Source organism: Dehalococcoidales bacterium (genome assembly GCA_041652735.1).
GTDB lineage: Bacteria > Chloroflexota > Dehalococcoidia > Dehalococcoidales > RBG-16-60-22 > RBG-13-51-18.
On the sequence record JBAZGT010000012.1, the window covers coordinates 15,807 to 32,594 of the forward strand.

General features: G+C 57.3%; 9 protein-coding genes and 1 pseudogene. 4 read left to right on the forward strand and 6 right to left on the reverse strand.

Translation table 11 applies throughout. The features are described 5' to 3' along the window. Nucleotides 1–61: 61 nt before the first annotated feature. The 5 genes from alaS to holA form a co-directional block, all read right to left on the reverse strand. Nucleotides 62–2,674, reverse strand: a complete 2,613-nt coding sequence (alaS, locus tag WC370_05760) for an alanine--tRNA ligase (protein ID MFA5308979.1) — start codon at nucleotides 2,672–2,674, stop codon at nucleotides 62–64. Nucleotides 2,675–2,913: 239 nt separating this feature from the next. Next, complete coding sequence (gene galU, locus WC370_05765; protein ID MFA5308980.1) at nucleotides 2,914–3,774, reverse strand: UTP--glucose-1-phosphate uridylyltransferase GalU; 861 nt, start codon at nucleotides 3,772–3,774, stop codon at nucleotides 2,914–2,916. Next, nucleotides 3,771–4,763, reverse strand: coding sequence for an ROK family protein (locus WC370_05770; GenBank protein ID MFA5308981.1), 993 nt, complete (start codon nucleotides 4,761–4,763; stop codon nucleotides 3,771–3,773). Before WC370_05770 ends, galU begins: the two co-directional genes overlap by 4 nt. Nucleotides 4,764–4,785: 22 nt before the next feature. Continuing rightward, entirely contained in the window at nucleotides 4,786–5,628 is an 843-nt protein-coding gene (locus WC370_05775; protein ID MFA5308982.1) for an alpha/beta fold hydrolase, read from the reverse strand. Nucleotides 5,629–5,686: 58 nt separating this feature from the next. Further along, nucleotides 5,687–6,703: a DNA polymerase III subunit delta gene (gene holA, locus WC370_05780; GenBank protein ID MFA5308983.1), complete on the reverse strand. Its 1,017-nt coding sequence runs from the start codon at nucleotides 6,701–6,703 to the stop codon at nucleotides 5,687–5,689. Nucleotides 6,704–6,869: 166 nt separating this feature from the next. Between holA and WC370_05785 the strand changes: the two genes are divergently transcribed. Together WC370_05785 and ychF are read left to right on the forward strand one after the other, a co-directional pair. Next, nucleotides 6,870–7,109: a hypothetical protein gene (locus tag WC370_05785; GenBank protein ID MFA5308984.1), complete on the forward strand. Its 240-nt coding sequence runs from the start codon at nucleotides 6,870–6,872 to the stop codon at nucleotides 7,107–7,109. A 24-nt stretch (nucleotides 7,110–7,133) separates the two neighbouring features. Beyond that, entirely contained in the window at nucleotides 7,134–8,240 is a 1,107-nt protein-coding gene (ychF, locus tag WC370_05790) for a redox-regulated ATPase YchF (protein ID MFA5308985.1), read from the forward strand. Here the strand turns inward: ychF and WC370_05795 are convergent. Next, nucleotides 8,230–8,643, reverse strand: coding sequence for an NfeD family protein (locus tag WC370_05795; protein MFA5308986.1), 414 nt, complete (start codon nucleotides 8,641–8,643; stop codon nucleotides 8,230–8,232). The genes ychF and WC370_05795 overlap by 11 nt on opposite strands. A gap of 285 nt (nucleotides 8,644–8,928) precedes the next feature. Between WC370_05795 and WC370_05800 the strand changes: the two are divergent. Beyond that, nucleotides 8,929–12,603: pseudogene (locus WC370_05800) on the forward strand (DNA-directed RNA polymerase subunit beta). Nucleotides 12,604–12,682: 79 nt separating this feature from the next. Beyond that, a complete protein-coding gene (gene rpoC / locus WC370_05805; protein MFA5308987.1) occupies nucleotides 12,683–16,702 on the forward strand; it encodes a DNA-directed RNA polymerase subunit beta' in 4,020 nt (1,339 codons plus the stop codon). Nucleotides 16,703–16,788: the final 86 nt, after the last annotated feature.

Genomic DNA, 16,788 nt, shown 5'->3' on the forward strand with positions numbered 1-16,788 from the left:
TTTACCAAATCTTTCACCCTCCTTCGTAAGGAGGTCCCAAGGGAGAATTATTCCCTCCCGGCTATATCAGGCTTTTCACCAGAGCGAGGGCTTCATCCAGCCTGTTTGTATCTTTGCCGCCGGCCTGGGCGAAGCCGGCTTTACCGCCGCCGCCGCCGCCGGTGACTTTAGATACCTGCCGGACGATATCCCCGGCGTTATAGCCTTTGGCCACCAGGTCCGGCGTGACGGTGGCGATAAACATGGGCCTTTCGCCGCTGACGGCGCCCAGCACCACGATGCCGCTTTTCAGGCTGTCCCGCAGGAAATCCGCCATTTCCCGCAGCACCTGCTGGCTGTCCGACGATATCCGGGCGGCGAGGACTTTAATACCTTTGATTTCTTCCGCCCGGGCCAGCAGCGTTTCCGCTTCTTTACGCGCCAGATCTCTCTCCAGTGAAAGCGAACGTTTCTTTTCCGCTTCCAGCTCATTAAGCAGAGCGGCCAGTTTATCCGGGACGTTCTCCGGCGCGGCTTCCAGCGACTGCGCCACGCGGCTAAGGCCTGCCAGACTGCGGTCGATGAACGCTTCCGCTTCCCGGCCGGTGACCGCCTCGATACGCCTCAGCCCCGCCCCGATACTCCCCTCGCTTAAAATGTGGAAATAGCCAATCTCACCGGTATAGGCGGCGTGCGTGCCGCCGCAAAGCTCGGTGCTGACCGCGGGGTCGCCGATGCGCAGAACCCGCACCACATCCCCGTACTTTTCATCAAACAAGGCAATAGCCCCGGACTCCACCGCTTTTTTATAGGCGGTCTGCTCGTCATTGACTTTAAGGTTTTGCCGTATTTTATCGTTAACGATACGCTGGACGGCCTTGATTTCAGCCGGGGTCATGGCCGCCAGGTGGGAAAAATCAAACCTGAGGCGTTCCGGCGCCACCAGCGAGCCGCGCTGCTGAATATGCTCGCCGAGCACCTGCCGCAGGGCCGCCTGTAAAAGGTGGGTGGCGGTGTGATTGCGCTGAATGTCCCGCCGCCGCTCCATGTCCACCACCGCCCGCACTTCCTCGCCGGCGGAAAAGCCGCCTTCAACCACATGACCCTGGTGGATAGTAATATCCGGCGGCAGACGTACCGTATCCGTCACCCTAAAGCGCCCGCCAGCCCCGATTATTTCCCCGGTATCCCCCAGCTGGCCGCCCATTTCCGCGTAGAAGGGGCTGGTATCCAGCACCAGGCTGGCGGTCTGCCCGGCGGCTACCGTATCCGCCACCCGGGTGTCCACCAGGAACTTAACGATTCTGGCCTGCCGCTCCAGGCAGGTATACCCCACGAACTCCGTGGCTTTTAAATCCAGTTTGTCAGCGTCCTTAAGCTCCAGCGCCACGTCAAACTTATGAGAGGCGCGGGCGCGTTCCCGCTGCTTTTGCATTTCTGCTTCAAAGCCGGCCATGTCCACGGAGAAGCCGGACCTGGCCACGATTTCCCTGGTCAACTCGATGGGGAAGCCATAGGTATCATAAAGCTTGAAAGCGTCCGCCCCGGCAATCCGCGCGGTATTTTTACCGTCTTTGCCGGCTAAAATCTGCTCCAGGATTTCCAGTCCGGTGCTCAAGGTTTCCTCAAACCTTGTTTCTTCAAAGGTGATGAGCTTGATAATGAAGCTCTGCCGCTGCTTGAGCTCCGGGTAGATATGATTCATCTGCTTGATAGCGGTGGTCGCTATTTCCGCCAGGAAAGGCTTAGTCATCCCCAACCGCCGCCCGAATAAAGCAGCCCGGCGTAAAAGCCGCCGCAGGACATAGCCCCGCCCCTCGTTGTCCGGCAGGACGCCATCGGCGATAAGGAAAGCCAGCGAGCGCCCGTGCTCCGCCACGATGCGCATGGCGGTATCATCTTCCGGGTTGGCACCGTATTTTTTACCGGTAAGCCCGCCGACTTTGTCCATCAGCGCGGCGAAAATATCCGTGGCATAGACATTATCCTGACCGGCCATGACCATCACAATGCGCTCGAAGCCCATGCCGGTATCGATGTTGGGACGGGGGAGGGGGGTATGATTACCCTGCTCGTCCTGGAAGTACTGGGTAAAGACCAGGTTCCAGATTTCCTTAAAGCGCCCGCACTCACAGTTGGGCTGGCAGTCGCTCTTACCGCAGCCTTTATCCACGCCGAAATCGTAGTGAATCTCCGAGCTGGGGCCGCAGGGGCCGGTGGTGCCGGTGGGGCCCCAGAAGTTATCCTCCCGGCCAAAGCGGACGATTTTGTGCTCCGGCACGCCGATTTCCCGCCAGAGCCTGAAGGACTCCTCATCATCAAGATAGATAGTAATCCAGAGGTTATCCGGCGACAGTTTCATGCGTTCGGTAAAGAACTCCCAGGCCCAGGCGATGGCTTCTTTTTTAAAATAATCGCCCACGCTAAAGTTGCCCAGCATCTCAAAGAAGGTCAGGTGGCGGTCATCGCCGACCGACTCGATATCCGTGGTGCGGAAACATTTCTGGCAGGAGGTGAGGCGGAGAGCGGGCGGCCGGGCCTGCCCCAGAAAGAACGGCTGGACCTGCACCACCCCGGCGGTGGTGAGGAGAAGGGTGGGGTCGTTTTTGGGAATAAGGGAGGAACTGGGAATGACCTTATGGCCTTTCTCCTCAAAGAATTTTAAAAAGGCCGAACGTATTTCATCACTATTCATGCGCACGACTCCGGTAAAAAGATGGATTTCTTCCCCTTGATTTTATGGGTAAGAGAGGCCAACTGTCAATGAAAGGAAGCGGCAAAGGAATGCTACTCACATTACTCATGGCAAATAATACCGACGTTATCCATCATGAAAAACGATAATCGGGGGCGGTATTATCGATACTACCCCACCCCGAGATCCTTCGCTACGCTCAGGATGACCGTGAGAGAACAGTTGCTGGGGGCGCCTAATTACAACATCTTTTTCAAGTACTCCCGGAACTCCGGCCCGATGTCTTGCCGCTTGAGAGCCAGGGCCACGTTGGCCTTGAGCCAGCCCAGCGGCGTGCCGGCGTCATAGCGATTGCCTTCCAACTCACGGGCATAGAGTTTCTGCTCTTTCAGCAGCAGTCCCAAAGCGTCAGTCAACTGTATCTCGCCGTTTTTACCGGGCGGGGTGTACTTCAAAATATCGAATATGCGCGGCGGGAGTATGTACCGTCCCACGATGCCCAACCGGGAAGGAGCTTTGGCCGGCTCCGGTTTTTCCACCAGGCTCATCACCTGATAGACCTTATTTTCCGCCGGTTTCGGCTCGATTATGCCGTACTTGTTAGTGTCCTCGTCCCGGACCTGCTCCACGGCGATGACCCCTCCGCCGTATTTGTCATAGACATCCAGCATCTGCTTGAGTCCCGGCACATCGTTATCGACGATATCGTCCGGGAGCATGACGGCGAAAGGCTCGTTGCCGATGATGTCCTTCACCATAAGGATAGCGTGCCCCAGGCCCAGCTGCTCCTTCTGGCGGACGTAACAGATATCCGTAAGACTGGAAATCTCCAGCATCTTGCGCAGCAGTTCGGTCTCCCCTTTACGCTCCAGGAAATATTCCAGCTCCAGAGAGCGGTCGAAGTAGTCCTCGATAGCGCGCTTGCCCATGGCGGTGACCATGATAACCTGCTCGATGCCGGACTTGATGGCCTCTTCCACGGCGAACTGAATGAGCGGCCGGTCCACCAGCGGCATCATTTCCTTGGGCTGCGACCGCGTTACCGGGAGAAAGCGCGTCCCCCAGCCGGCGGCGGTAATAACCACTTTACGTACTTTCATCCTGTCCTCCCTTCATTATCCAAGGCGAAGGCCGCGGCGCCATAGATGCCGGCCTCATTGCCGAGCCGCGCCATGAGGACGCGCGCCGCCCGGGCGTTGATGGAGAAAGGCAGCTCCGCCGCCATTTTCCTGCCCTGCCCTACAATCATTTCCCCCATATCCGCCATCCCCCCGCCGATGATTACCAGCTCCGGGTTAAAGATGTTAACCACGTTGACCATGCCGATGCCCAGGTAACGGGCCGCGCGAGCAATCACGTCCTGCGAAAGCTTATCGCCGCGGCGGGCGGCTTTACCGACCAGCTCCGCGTTTATTTTAGATAAATCGCCGCCCACCATTTCCCCCAGCGATGATTTTTCACCGCGGTCCAGCCGGGCGACAGCATCCCTGGCGATAGCCGTACCGGAGGCCAGAATTTCCAAGCAGCCAGTATTGCCGCAGCCGCACCTGGGGCCGTTAGCATCAATGGTCATGTGCCCCAGCTCCCCGGCCCCGCCCACCGCGCCCAAGTAAAGCTTACCGTCTATAATTATACCGCCGCCGATGCCGGTGCCAAGGGTTAGCATCACCAGATTTGGCACGCCCTTACCCGCGCCATAGCGGTGCTCGCCGAGGGCGGCGGCGCTGGCATCGTTAAGGACAAAAACATCAACCCCGAACCGCTCCTTTACCATAGCCGCCAGGGGGATTTCCACCCAGCCCGGCAGATTGGGTGAAGGTGTTACCACCACTCCCCGGCCGGTATCTATGCCGCCGGCACAGGCAATGCATACCGCACCGATTTCACTTATAGAAATATGCCGGTCATTTAAAAGGCCGGCGATGGCCGCGCAGACACGGCCAATGGTCTTATTCACTCCTTCACTACCCAGCGTGGGACGCACCTCTTTAGCCAGCACGCCGCCGGAAGGGGAAAATACGGCGGTCATTATCTTGGTCCCGCCGATATCCACGCCGACGACGGGCTGCAACTTCTTTTCACTTTTCATCTTTATTCTAAATTCTTGAAAATTACTCCGCCAGAAAGTCCAGCACCAGCCGGTTAAACTCCTCCGGGTGCTCGAATTGCGGCATGTGCCCGCAGCGGTCAAAAACACGCAGTTTAGCGCCGGGGATTTTTTCCACCGCGAGCCGGGCATGGGACACCGGAATGATACGGTCTTCTTTGCCCCAGACCACCAGGACAGGCGCGGTGATTTTGCCCAGACGACTCAACAGCAAATCAGTGAGTTTAGCGCGCTGGCCGCGCAGGTCAATCCCCGCCCGTAAAGCGGAGAGCAGGGCCTTTTTAGCGCCGGGCCGGTCTATCATTTGGAAAGAAAGCTCCAGCAGCTCCGGCGTAATCAAATTATGGTCGAATAATATCGCCTTCCAGGTGCGGCCACAGGAATCGACACCGGGGCGGATCAGCAACTCACCGAGAAGCGGCAGAGAGCACAGACGAAAGTCGAAAATCACGTCCCGGCCCATGCCGGCATTATCCACCAGCACCAGTTTGGTCACCTTTTCCGGGTAATCCAGGGCGAACTGGAGCACCAGCCCGCCGCCCAGCGAGTTCCCCACCAAAGCGGCTTTGGGGACATTCACCGCCTGCATGAAGTCGTTAATAAACCGGACCAGGGTGTTGATATTGCGCACCAGGGGGGTGTTATCGGTGCGGCCGAAGCCAAGCAAGTCCATAGCATAAACGCGGTGCCGCTGCGCTAAAGCTTCAACGTTATGTACCCAGTTTTCCGCGAAGCCGCCCAGCCCGTGCACCAAGACCACGGCACTGCCTTTATCCCCCGCCACCCAATACCGCGTGTTGATGCTGCCTACCTTGATGAATTTATCCTGTAACTGCCCGGTTAACATATTTTCCCTCCCCCGCCTTGCAACAAGGCAGCCTAACCGAACATATTATACACCCGCTTCAAGCGGACACCGTACCGCGCTGCCCGAGCTGCGCCATCAGCACATCCAGGGCGAGCTCTCCCTCCATTTTCCCCGTCTTGATAGCGATGTCCGTTTCCAGGAGCTGATGGTACACCTCCCGGATACGCGCCGGGGAGTACTTGTCCGCCTGGTCCCACGCCTTGCGCAGGACATAGTCCGAGGCCAGCCCCAATTTAGCCTGGATTTCACCCCTGGCCCTCCCCCGTTCCCGCATCTCCCGCACCTGCAAGATAATCCTGACCTGCCGGGCCAGCATGACCAGCACCTGCGCCGGGGCCATCCCCTGCTGAAACAACTGCTGCAATAACTGCTGGGCCGCGCCGATACGCAACTCCAGAATGGCATCCACCATGCTAAAGACGCTGGCATCATGGGCGCTGCTCACCACCGCTTTAACGTCCGCCTCATCTATCAGCCGTCCGCCGGTAAACAGCACCAGCTTGTCAATTTCATTAGCCATCGTCCAGAGGTCATTGCCGACCAGCCTGACCAGCAGGGTAACGGCTTTAGGTGAGATTTTATAGTCCTTCCCCAGCGCCGCCAGCCGCTTTTCAATCCACTGGTTAATCAGCCTGTCCTTCAGCACCGGGAAGGATTTTATTTTACCGAGCGGCATCAGCGCCTGGAGCAGCGGATTATTAGTGCCCGTTTTACCGCCGGTTATCACCAGCTCGGTAAAGGGCGGCAATTGTTTAACGGCTTCCGCTATAGCTTTACAGGCCTCTTCCTGGTCGTTGCGGCGGGAGGACTTTTTCTTAGTTGTTTTGGCTTTAGTTTCAAAGCGTTCCAGCAGCCCCTCAACGACGACCAGGCGCTTGTCCGCCAGGAAAGGCACCGTCTCACAGGCGGCGCGGAGTTGCTCCGGCGTAACCTGCTTGGCTTCCAGGACGGTGGTGTTGGTCATCAAAGCACCAGGGTCGCCGATAGACTTTTTTATCTCTTCCAGCGCCTGACGGATAGAAAAATCATCCTCGCCGAAAAGTACGTGCAGCAAAATCGATACTCCCGCGGCCGGTGTTTCCCCGGCCGGCTCACGCCATTATAACATATTGTTTGGGAATCCCTGTATTTGACAAAAACCCTGTGTATAAGGAATAATCGCACAGAGAGGCCGCAATAAAAAATACCCAGTCCGACTAAAAATCGAGAGGTGCGTTACGATGGCGGAATATTCCGAGGACAACAATAAATACGACGAACTGAAAAAGCTGGCCAATATCGCCACGGACATGCAGCTGGCCGGCAAAATGAGAATTCAGGCCATCAACCTACTCGGCGATATGAGCACTCACGAGTCCCTGCTCGTCCTGCTCAACCTGGTCGCCAACGATAAACTGAACATCGACGAACGGGACCTGGCCATCAAACGGGCGCGGGACATCGTGAAAAAAGGTCGCTAACAGCGGCAGTCTTTCCTATCAGCTATGAGCATCAACATCGGCATTATCGGCCTCCCCCAGAGCGGTAAGACAACCATTTTCAACGCCCTAACCTGCGGCAAGGCGGATACGGTCGTTCACGGCACGGACGGGCTGGCGCCGAACATCGGGATGGCGCACGTGCCGGAGCCGCGCCTGAAGCTATTGAATGAAATATTCCACCCGGCCAAAACCGTTTACTCCGAGGTCAAGTACATCGACATCGGGGCCTCGGTGAAATCACTGGCCAAGGACAAGGGCATCGGCGGGCAGCTACTCAACCAGCTAAGTACGGTAGATACGCTCATCTGCGCTGTCCGCGCGTTCAAGGACGAAAGCATCCCGCACCCTGACGGCAGCATTAACGTTAAGAGAGACATCGAAGCCCTGAACCTGGAGCTGATATTTTCCGACCTGGCCATCATGGAAAGACGGATGGAGAAGCTGGAAGGCTCCCTGAAAGCCGCCAAGCCCGGCGAACGCGCGCCGTTCCAGCAGGAAAAAGAGACCCTGCTGAAGATGAAGACAGAGATGGAAAAGGACATGCCCATCCGGGCGCAGGCCATCGAAGCGCAAGCTCAGAAATATATCAGCAACTACCAGTTCCTGACCGCCAAGCCGCTGCTCATCATCGTCAATATCGATGAAGAGCAACTGAAGCAGGCGGCGGCGCTGGAAGCGGAATACAATAAACAATTTTCCGGCCCCGGCTGCCGCGTGGTCACTCTCTGCGGCAGGCTGGAAATGGAACTGGCGCAAATGGACGCCCAGGACGCGGAGGTATTCCGCCAGGATTACGGCCTGACGGAGTCCGGTCTGGAGCACGTGGTCCGCGCGTCCTACGAACTATCCGACCTGATTACCTTTTTCACCGTCGGGCCTGATGAAGACCGCGCCTGGCCGATACGGAACGGCCTTACCGCCCCGAAAGCCGCCGGGAAGATACATACCGACTTTGAAAAAGGGTTTATCCGCGCGGAAACCATACATATCGACGAATTACTGAAATACGGCAGCATGGCCGAAGCCAAGAAAAAAGGGGTGCTGCGGCTCGAGGGGAAAGAATACATCGTCAAGGACGGGGACGTGATAACTTTCCTGTTTAATGTTTAGCCGTACCATCTACTTTGCCTACCAGCAGCTTCAATCCCTCCTGCCCGGTTACGATGATACTCTCCCCGTCAGCGATAGCGTCACCGGCGGCGCGGGCGGCCCAGAGCTCCCCGCGGATTTTAACCATGCCGTCCGGGGTGAGGGGGGTGGCGGCCTTACCGGTAGTGCCCACCATCGAAGGCAGGCCTACCGGCGCCTGCTTTTTCAAAACGCTGGAAGTAAAAATAAAAATGCCGGCGCCGATTACCGCCCAAACTACCATGATGCCGATGAACACCGGCACGGGCAGCTCGACACCGAACTCCGGGAGCACAAAGCGCCAGATTATCCAGATAACAGTCAGCTCAAGAGTGTTACTGATAATAGCCAGCACCAGCCTGGTGGATGTTAATTTTTTATTCATAATTACGGGGTATATTATAATAAGGAAACATAGTAATTATCCTCTTTCCGCAGCATAAAATAAAGCGCACGAAAAAATATTTTTGGAATAGCTGTGCCGGTACTTGACAAGCCTCCACCAAAGATGCTATCCTTTATATTTGTAATAATGCCCCGAGTGTTTGTTGTTTTACTTCCCAAATGTAGATATCCATGACATTTTTGCCTCATGTGTTCGTGTGTCTTCATTTTGAGTAACATTAATCTCGAAAACCAGGTATTGCTGTATTTGTCTTAAGGAGTAGAGATGGCTGTATCATCACGATTGCCCGTATCCAAGACCAAGCCCACCATCACCCGTAAATCCTACGCTAAGCTCCCTACCGTACTGGAAGTTCCCAACCTTATCAAAGTCCAGCTAGATTCCTTCCAGAGATTCCAGGAAGAAGGACTAAAGGCCTTACTGGAAGAAATATCGCCCATCAGAGACCTCACCGGCAACCGTCTCGAACTCGGATTTATCGCTTATGAGTTCCGCGAACCGCGGCCCGGCCACTCCGAGCAGGAATGCCACGAGCGAGACCAGACCTATTCCGCGCCCCTTTATGTCAAGGTGCGCCTGCTGGTCAAAGAGACCGGAGAAATAAAGGAGCAGGACCTCTTCTTCGGCGATATACCGCTGATGACCTCCAAAGGCACGTTCGTCACCAGCGGGGCGGAAAGAGTGGTGGTCAGCCAGCTGCTGCGCTCCCCCGGCGTGTACTTCACCGCCGAGGAAGACCCCGTTTCCGGCCGCAAGCTCTGCCAGGCAAAACTCATCCCCACCCGCGGCGCCTGGCTGGAATTCGAGACCAGCAACCGCAACGTTATCTCCACCAAGATTGACGGCAAGCGCAAGATACCCATCACCACCCTGCTACGTGCGCTCGGTTTCGGGGATGATAACGATATACTCAAGCTCTTTGAAAAAGAAGAAAAGGCTTCAGAATACAAGTATATCAGCACCACCATGGAGAAAGAGCCGAATATCAAGGACGAGAAAGACGCCCTGCTGGATATTTATAAGAAACTACATCCCGGCGAGCTCCCTTCCCTGGAGAACGCCAGGAAACTGATTAAAAACCTGTTCTTCGACGCCGCCCGCTACGACCTCGGCAACGTGGGGCGCTACAAGCTGAACAAACGCCTCGGCGTGGATATCAGCCTCAAGGAAAGGACACTGACCAAGGATGATATCGTGGAGATAATCCGGCATATCATCCTGATTAACAACGGCAAAGACCATAGCGACGATATCGACCACCTGGGCAACCGGCGGGTGCGAACCGTGGGCGAGCTGGTACAGACCCAGTTCCGCATCGGCTTCCTGCGCCTGGAGCAAGTGGTCCGGGAGCGCATGAGCATCATCGGCACCGAAGCCGTTACCCCCAGCGCCCTGGTCAATATCAGGCCCATCGTGGCGGCAGTACGGGAGTTCTTCGGCGGTTCCCAGCTTTCCCAGTTCATGGACCAGACCAACCCGCTGGCAGAGCTGACACACAAGCGCCGACTTTCCGCCATGGGCCCCGGCGGCCTTTCCCGCGACCGCGCCGGCTTCGAGGTACGCGACGTCCACTTCTCCCATTACGGACGCATTTGCCCCATCGAGACACCGGAAGGCCCAAACATCGGCCTTATCGGGTCGCTGGCTACCTATAGTATTATCAACGAATACGGCTTTATCGAGACCCCTTACCGCAAGGTAATCCAGGAGCTAAACAACAAGGACAAACGGCTCACCGGCCGCACCGTTACCGAGGACGTGCCGGACGAGAAAGGCGCGGTGCTGGTAAAAGCCGAGACAGCCATTACCGCCGAAGCCGCCGAGAAGCTCGCCAAGATGAAGTCCAAGAAAATAAAGGTAGTCCCGTTCGTCTCCGACGAAATTATCTACATGCCGGCGGACGAGGAAGACAAATATGTCATCGCCCAGGCCAACGCCCCGCTGGATGAAAACAACCAGTTCAAAGAAAAGAAGATTGAAGCCAGGCTGGCGGACGGCTACCTGCTGGAAACGCCGGACAAAATGCAGTACATGGACGTTACCCCCAAGCAGGTGGTCAGCGTGGCCACGGCACTAACACCCTTTTTGGAACATAACGACGCCAACCGCGCCCTGATGGGCGCCAACATGATGCGCCAGGCAGTACCCCTGATACGCCCCGAAGCCCCGCTGGTGGCCACCGGCATGGAAATGGAAGCCGCCAAGCACAGCCGGCAGGTGGTCTTCGCGGAGAAAGCCGGCGTAGTCACAGACATGGCCGGGAATATCGACGATAAAGGCAATACCAAGTACCGCATCGTTGTCACGCACGATGACGGCACCAGCAAGAACTATGACCTGATGAAATTCGTACGTACCAACCAGGGCACCTGCATCAACCAGCGCCCGCTGGTAAACAAGGGCGAACGCGTGGAAGTGGGGCAGGTGCTGGCAGACAGCTCCGCCACGGAAAACGGCGAGCTGGCGCTGGGACAGAACGTTACGGTAGCTTTCATGAGCTGGGAAGGCTACAACTTTGAAGACGCCATTATCCTGAGCTCCCGCATGGTGGAACAGGACATGTTCACCTCCATCCACATTAACAAGCACGAGGTGGAAGCGCGGGACACCAAGCTGGGACCGGAGGAAATAACCCGCGATATCCCCAACGTGGGCGAGGAAAGCCTGCGCGAACTGGACGAGGACGGCATTATACGCATCGGGGCGGAAGTCATGCCGGACGATACCCTGGTGGGCAAGATTACCCCCAAGGGCGAGACCGAGCTATCCGCCGAGGAAAAGCTGCTGCGCGCTATCTTCGGGGAAAAGGCGCGGGAGGTCAAGGACACCTCCCTCAGGGTGCCGCACGGCGAGTGGGGAAAGGTAATCAACGTTAAAGTTTACACGCGTAAAGACAGTAAAAACGGCGGCGATGACCTGCCCGCCGGCGTCAACCAGTGGGTGCAGGTGTGGATAGCCCAGAAGCGCCGGGTATCTGTCGGCGATAAGCTGGCCGGACGCCACGGCAACAAGGGCGTTATCTCCCTCATCGCGCCGAAAGAAGACATGCCCTTCCTGCCGGACGGGACGCCGGTCGACATCATTCTCGACCCCATCGGCGTACCTTCCCGTATGAATATCGGACAGGTGCTGGAAACGCACCTCGGCTCGGCGGCCAGCGTGCTCGGTTTCCGGGCGCAGACACCCGTTTTCGACGGCGCCGACGACCTGGCTATCGAAGACGCTCTATGCCGCTCCTGGATTGTGCAGCAGTCCGGCGCGGTGGACCCCAATCCCGGCGACGGCAAGACACGATACAACGAAGACTTAGCCAAAGCCTGGGTTGACGAGCGCGGCTACGACGGCAAAGCGGTCTTCAACGAGACTTTGAGGGGCAAAGCCCGGGACATCGGGCTGCGGCTCTGGCTGGACGAGTTGAACATTTCCGCCATCAAACTCACCGCCGAGCAGCTGGAAAAAGTGGTGGAAAAGGTGAACCGGGAAGGCAAGTTCTCCCCGCCCACCTACGGCAAGGTCAGCCTGCACGACGGGCGCACCGGCGAGCCTTACGACCAGCCGGTAACCGTGGGCAATATTTACATGATGAAGCTTATCCACCTGGTGGAAGATAAAGTACACGCCCGCTCCACCGGCCCCTACTCCCTAATCACCCAGCAGCCGCTGGGCGGCAAGGCGCAGTTTGGCGGGCAGAGATTCGGCGAAATGGAAGTCTGGGCGCTGGAAGCCTACGGCGCCGCGCATAACCTCCAGGAAATGCTGACCATAAAGTCCGACGACGTGACCGGCCGCGCCAAGGCCTACGAATCCATCATCAAAGGCGATGACATCCTGCAGCCCGGCGTGCCAGAATCGTTCAAAGTGCTGGTTAAAGAGCTGCAGAGCCTCGGGCTGGCGCTGGAAGTGATAAATGAAGAAGAAACCAAGATAGCCTCCGCGGAAGAAACGATGGAGGAAACCTACAAACTGGAAACAGAATTAAAGAAGAGTGAAGAACCACGCTGGAGAGAGGTAGAAGACGATGTTCGAGATTAATGATTTTGATGCCGTCCGCATCTCACTGGCTTCACCGGAACTGATCAGGAGCTGGTCTTACGGTGAGGTCACCAAGCCGGAGACCATCAACTACCGCACCCTGAAACCGGAAAGGGACGGCCTTTTTTGCGAAAGAATTTTCGGGCCTACCAAGGACTTCGAATGTTACTGCGGCAAATACAAGCGGATACGCTACAAGGGCGTTATCTGCGATAAGTGCGGGGTGGAAGTAGCCCGCGCCAAGGTGCGCCGCGAACGGATGGGGCATATAGAGCTGGCCTGCCCGGTCAGCCATATCTGGTTCGCCAAGGGCATACCGAGTCGGCTGGGACTACTGCTCGACCTTTCACCGCGGAGCCTGGAGCATGTACTCTATTTTTCCCAGTATATCGTTACCCAGGTTAACGCGGGAGCCAGCGAATCCGCTCTCAAGCAGATAGAAGAAGACGCCGTCCGCAAAATCGAGGAACGCCGGAAAGAGGTGGATGCCAAGGTAGCGGAAATGGAAGCGGCGAAAGCAACCGTAGACGAGATTAATAAAGTCCGCGGCGAGTTCACCAATGAAAAAGCCACCATCGAGGAAGAACTGGCAAAAGATGTGGATGCGATAAAAGGGTTCTACGTACGGCAACTCCTGACCGAGAACCAGTATCACGATTTTAAACAGAAATACGGCAATGTCTTCGAGGCCGGCATGGGCGCCGAGGCCATCCTCCATATTATGAAAGGCATCAACCTCGACGAGATACGCAACAAACTGCTGCTGGAAACCCAGTCCACCTCCGGCCAGCGGCGCAAGAAAGCCAGCAAACAGCTACGCGTGGTAGAGGCATTCCGCAACAGCGGCAACAAGCCGGAATGGATGATTCTGACCGTCCTGCCGGTGCTGCCGCCCGACCTGCGGCCGATGGTACAGCTGGACGGCGGACGGTTCGCCACCAGCGACCTCAACGACCTTTACCGCCGGGTTATTAACCGCAACAACCGGCTGCGCCACCTGATAGACATAGGCGCGCCGGAAATTATCATCCGCAATGAAAAACGCATGTTACAGGAAGCCGTGGATTCGCTCATCGATAACGGCCGCCGCGGGCGCGCCATTTCCATCAGCGGCAACCATAAATTGAAGTCGCTCTCCGACATGCTGCGGGGCAAGCAGGGGCGTTTCCGCCAGAACCTGCTGGGCAAGCGCGTGGACTACAGCGGGCGTTCCGTCATCGTCTGCGGGCCGGAGCTGCAACTGCACCAGTGCGGTCTGCCGCGGCGCATGGCGCTGGAACTCTTTAAACCGTTTGTGATGCGGCGACTGGTGGCACAGGGGCTAGCGCCCAACATCAAGAGCGCACGCAGGCTGGTGGAAAGAGCTAAATCCGAAGTATATGACATCCTGGAAGATGTTATCAAGGAGCGACCGGTGCTGCTTAACCGCGCTCCCACTTTACACCGCCTCTCCATCCAGGCTTTCGAGCCGGTACTCATCGACGGCAGCGCCATCCAGATTCACCCGCTGGTCTGCTCCGCCTTTAACGCGGACTTCGACGGCGACCAGATGGCGGTGCACGTGCCTTTATCCCGCGCCGCGGTCAAAGAGGCCCGGGACATGATGATGAGCCACCACAACATCCTGCTGCCCTCCAGCGGCGACCCCACCGTTTCCCCCACCCTGGACATGGTGCTCGGATGCTATTACCTGACCACGCTGAGAAATACGCTGGAAGAAGGCGGCAAGGTCTACGGCAGCTTCGAGGAAGCCAAGATAGCCTATGAGTTCACCGTTATAGGCCTGCGGGAAGAGATAGAGGTCAGGAACAAAGAGACCAACGAGATAATCAAGACCAGCGTGGGGCGCATCATCTTTAACGAAGCCCTGCCCAAAGAGCTGGGGTACTATAACCGGATTATAGACAAATCCACGCTGAAACAAATAGCCACCAAGTGCAGCAAGGTACTGACCGATGAAGATACCGGCAAGGTACTGGACAATATTAAAAAACTCGGCTTCAGGTTCGCCTCCAAGTCCGGCATCACCATTGCCATGAACGATATCGAGGTGCCGGCCTCCAAGCCCAAGATGCTGGCGGAAGCCGAAGCCAAGATAGCCGTTATAGAAAGCCAGTACCACCGAGGCCTCATCACCGAGGACGAGAGATACAACGGGGTGGTCGGTGTCTGGGTGGAAACCACGGACGCTGTCACCAACACCATCCAGAACAACCTCGACCGCTACGGCGGTGTGTACATGATGGCGCACTCCGGCGCCAAAGGTAATATTTCCCAGATACGCCAGATGGCGGGCATGCGCGGCCTGATGACCGACCCCGCCGGCAAAATCATCGAGTTCCCCATCAAGTCCAGTCTCCGCGAAGGGCACAGCGTCCTGGAGTACTTTATCTCCACCCACGGCGCCCGGAAAGGCCTGGCGGACACGGCTTTAAGGACGTCCGACAGCGGCTACCTCACCCGGCGCCTTATCGACGTTGCCCAGGACGTTATTACCACCATAAACGACTGCGGCACCACGGACGGTATCACGATAACCGAACCCAAAGAAAAGGGGCTGCTGCCTTCACTATCGGAGCGCTCGCTCGGACGGCTGGCAGCCGCCGATGTGGTCGACCCCAAGACGGGTGAGATTATCGTCGCCCGCAACGAGGAAATCGATGAAGCCAAAACCGAGCAAATCGTGGCCGCCGGCATTACCTCGGTTTATGTACGGTCGCCACTCACCTGCGAGTCGCGGCGCGGCGCCTGCCGTTTATGCTACGGACGCGACCTGGCCCGCGGCAAACTAGTGGAAGAAAACGTGGCGGTGGGCATCGTCGCCGCGGAAAGCATCGGCGAGCCGGGCACCCAGCTCACGCTGCGCACGTTCCATACGGGCGGCGTGGTGGGGCTGGATATCACCAGCGGTCTGCCCAGGGTCGAGGAGCTTTTCGAGGCCAGGACCCCCCGCGGCCAGGCCATTATCTCGGAAATAGACGGCACCGTGGAACTCATCCAGAACGAGGAAGGCCGGAAGCTGAAAATAGTCAGCACGGAAATTTACCACGACGAATATACCCTGCCCACCGGCTGGCACGTGATGGTCAAAGACGGGCAGTGGGTGGATATCGGAGCGGTACTGGCCGCTCCCTCAGAGAAAGCCAAAGTCGCCGAGGCCGGGGAAGAAAAGCAGCCAATCGTGGCGCGTTTTGCCGGTGAAGCCAACCTGAAAAAGAAGCAGCTGGTCATAAGCTACGCGGAAAAGGAAGAGCGTGAATACGTCGTCCCCTCCACCGCCAGCATCTGGGTGCAAAACGGCGCCCAGGTAAAGGCCGGCCAGCAGCTGACCGACGGCTCCATCAATCCCCATGACATCCTGCGCATCCTGGGCAAGGGCGCAGTGCAGCAATACCTGGTGGACGAAGTGCAGAAGGTATACCGCTCCCAGGGCGTGAACATCAACGATAAACACATCGAGGTCATTACCCACCAGATGCTTACCAAGGTGCGCATCGATTCCGCCGGTGATACCGACCTGGTGCCGGACGAACTGGTGGACAAATATCTTTACGAGGATACCAACGCCAAGATCCTGGCCGAGGGCGGCGAGCCGGCAACGGCGCACACCGTCCTGCTGGGCATCACCCGCGCCTCGCTAAGCACAGACAGCTGGCTGGCGGCGGCATCCTTCCAGGAGACCACCCGCATTCTCACCGAGGCCGCCGCCAACGGCCGGATAGACCGTCTGGTGGGGCTTAAAGAGAACGTTATCATCGGCAAGCTGATACCCGCCCGCTACCTCAAGGAAGAACAGCTTGCCGAGCTTAAAGCCGGAGAGGAGACCGAGGCGATGCGTCTGCTGGCGAGCCTGGCCGGACCGGTTGAACCCACCGCGATTGACCTGGAAGCTGAAGGCAGCGTGGCTACCGCCACCGCCCAATCCGAAAGCCTGGAGAAAATCGCCGAAGAACTCCTGGCTGGTGACAATGACAGCGCAGACACCCCGGATGAACCGGAAGCGTAACCTGTAAGAATATGCCTCTCCCCCCGATGGAAGGAAACGGTGAGGGTGAAAACCAAGACATTCGCCCTCACCACAATCCTCTACCG

What these genes read in the sequence shown, in the direction of transcription:
- alaS (MFA5308979.1), bottom strand. Translation starts at nt 2,674, where the DNA reads ATGAATAGTGATGAAATACGTTCGGCCTTTTTAAAATTCTTTGAGGAG.
- galU (MFA5308980.1), bottom strand. Translation starts at nt 3,774, where the DNA reads ATGAAAGTACGTAAAGTGGTTATTACCGCCGCCGGCTGGGGGACGCGC.
- WC370_05770 (MFA5308981.1), bottom strand. Translation starts at nt 4,763, where the DNA reads ATGAAAAGTGAAAAGAAGTTGCAGCCCGTCGTCGGCGTGGATATCGGC.
- WC370_05775 (MFA5308982.1), bottom strand. Translation starts at nt 5,628, where the DNA reads ATGTTAACCGGGCAGTTACAGGATAAATTCATCAAGGTAGGCAGCATC.
- WC370_05785 (MFA5308984.1), top strand. Translation starts at nt 6,870, where the DNA reads ATGGCGGAATATTCCGAGGACAACAATAAATACGACGAACTGAAAAAG.
- ychF (MFA5308985.1), top strand. Translation starts at nt 7,134, where the DNA reads ATGAGCATCAACATCGGCATTATCGGCCTCCCCCAGAGCGGTAAGACA.
- WC370_05795 (MFA5308986.1), bottom strand. Translation starts at nt 8,643, where the DNA reads ATGAATAAAAAATTAACATCCACCAGGCTGGTGCTGGCTATTATCAGT.
- rpoC (MFA5308987.1), top strand. Translation starts at nt 12,683, where the DNA reads ATGTTCGAGATTAATGATTTTGATGCCGTCCGCATCTCACTGGCTTCA.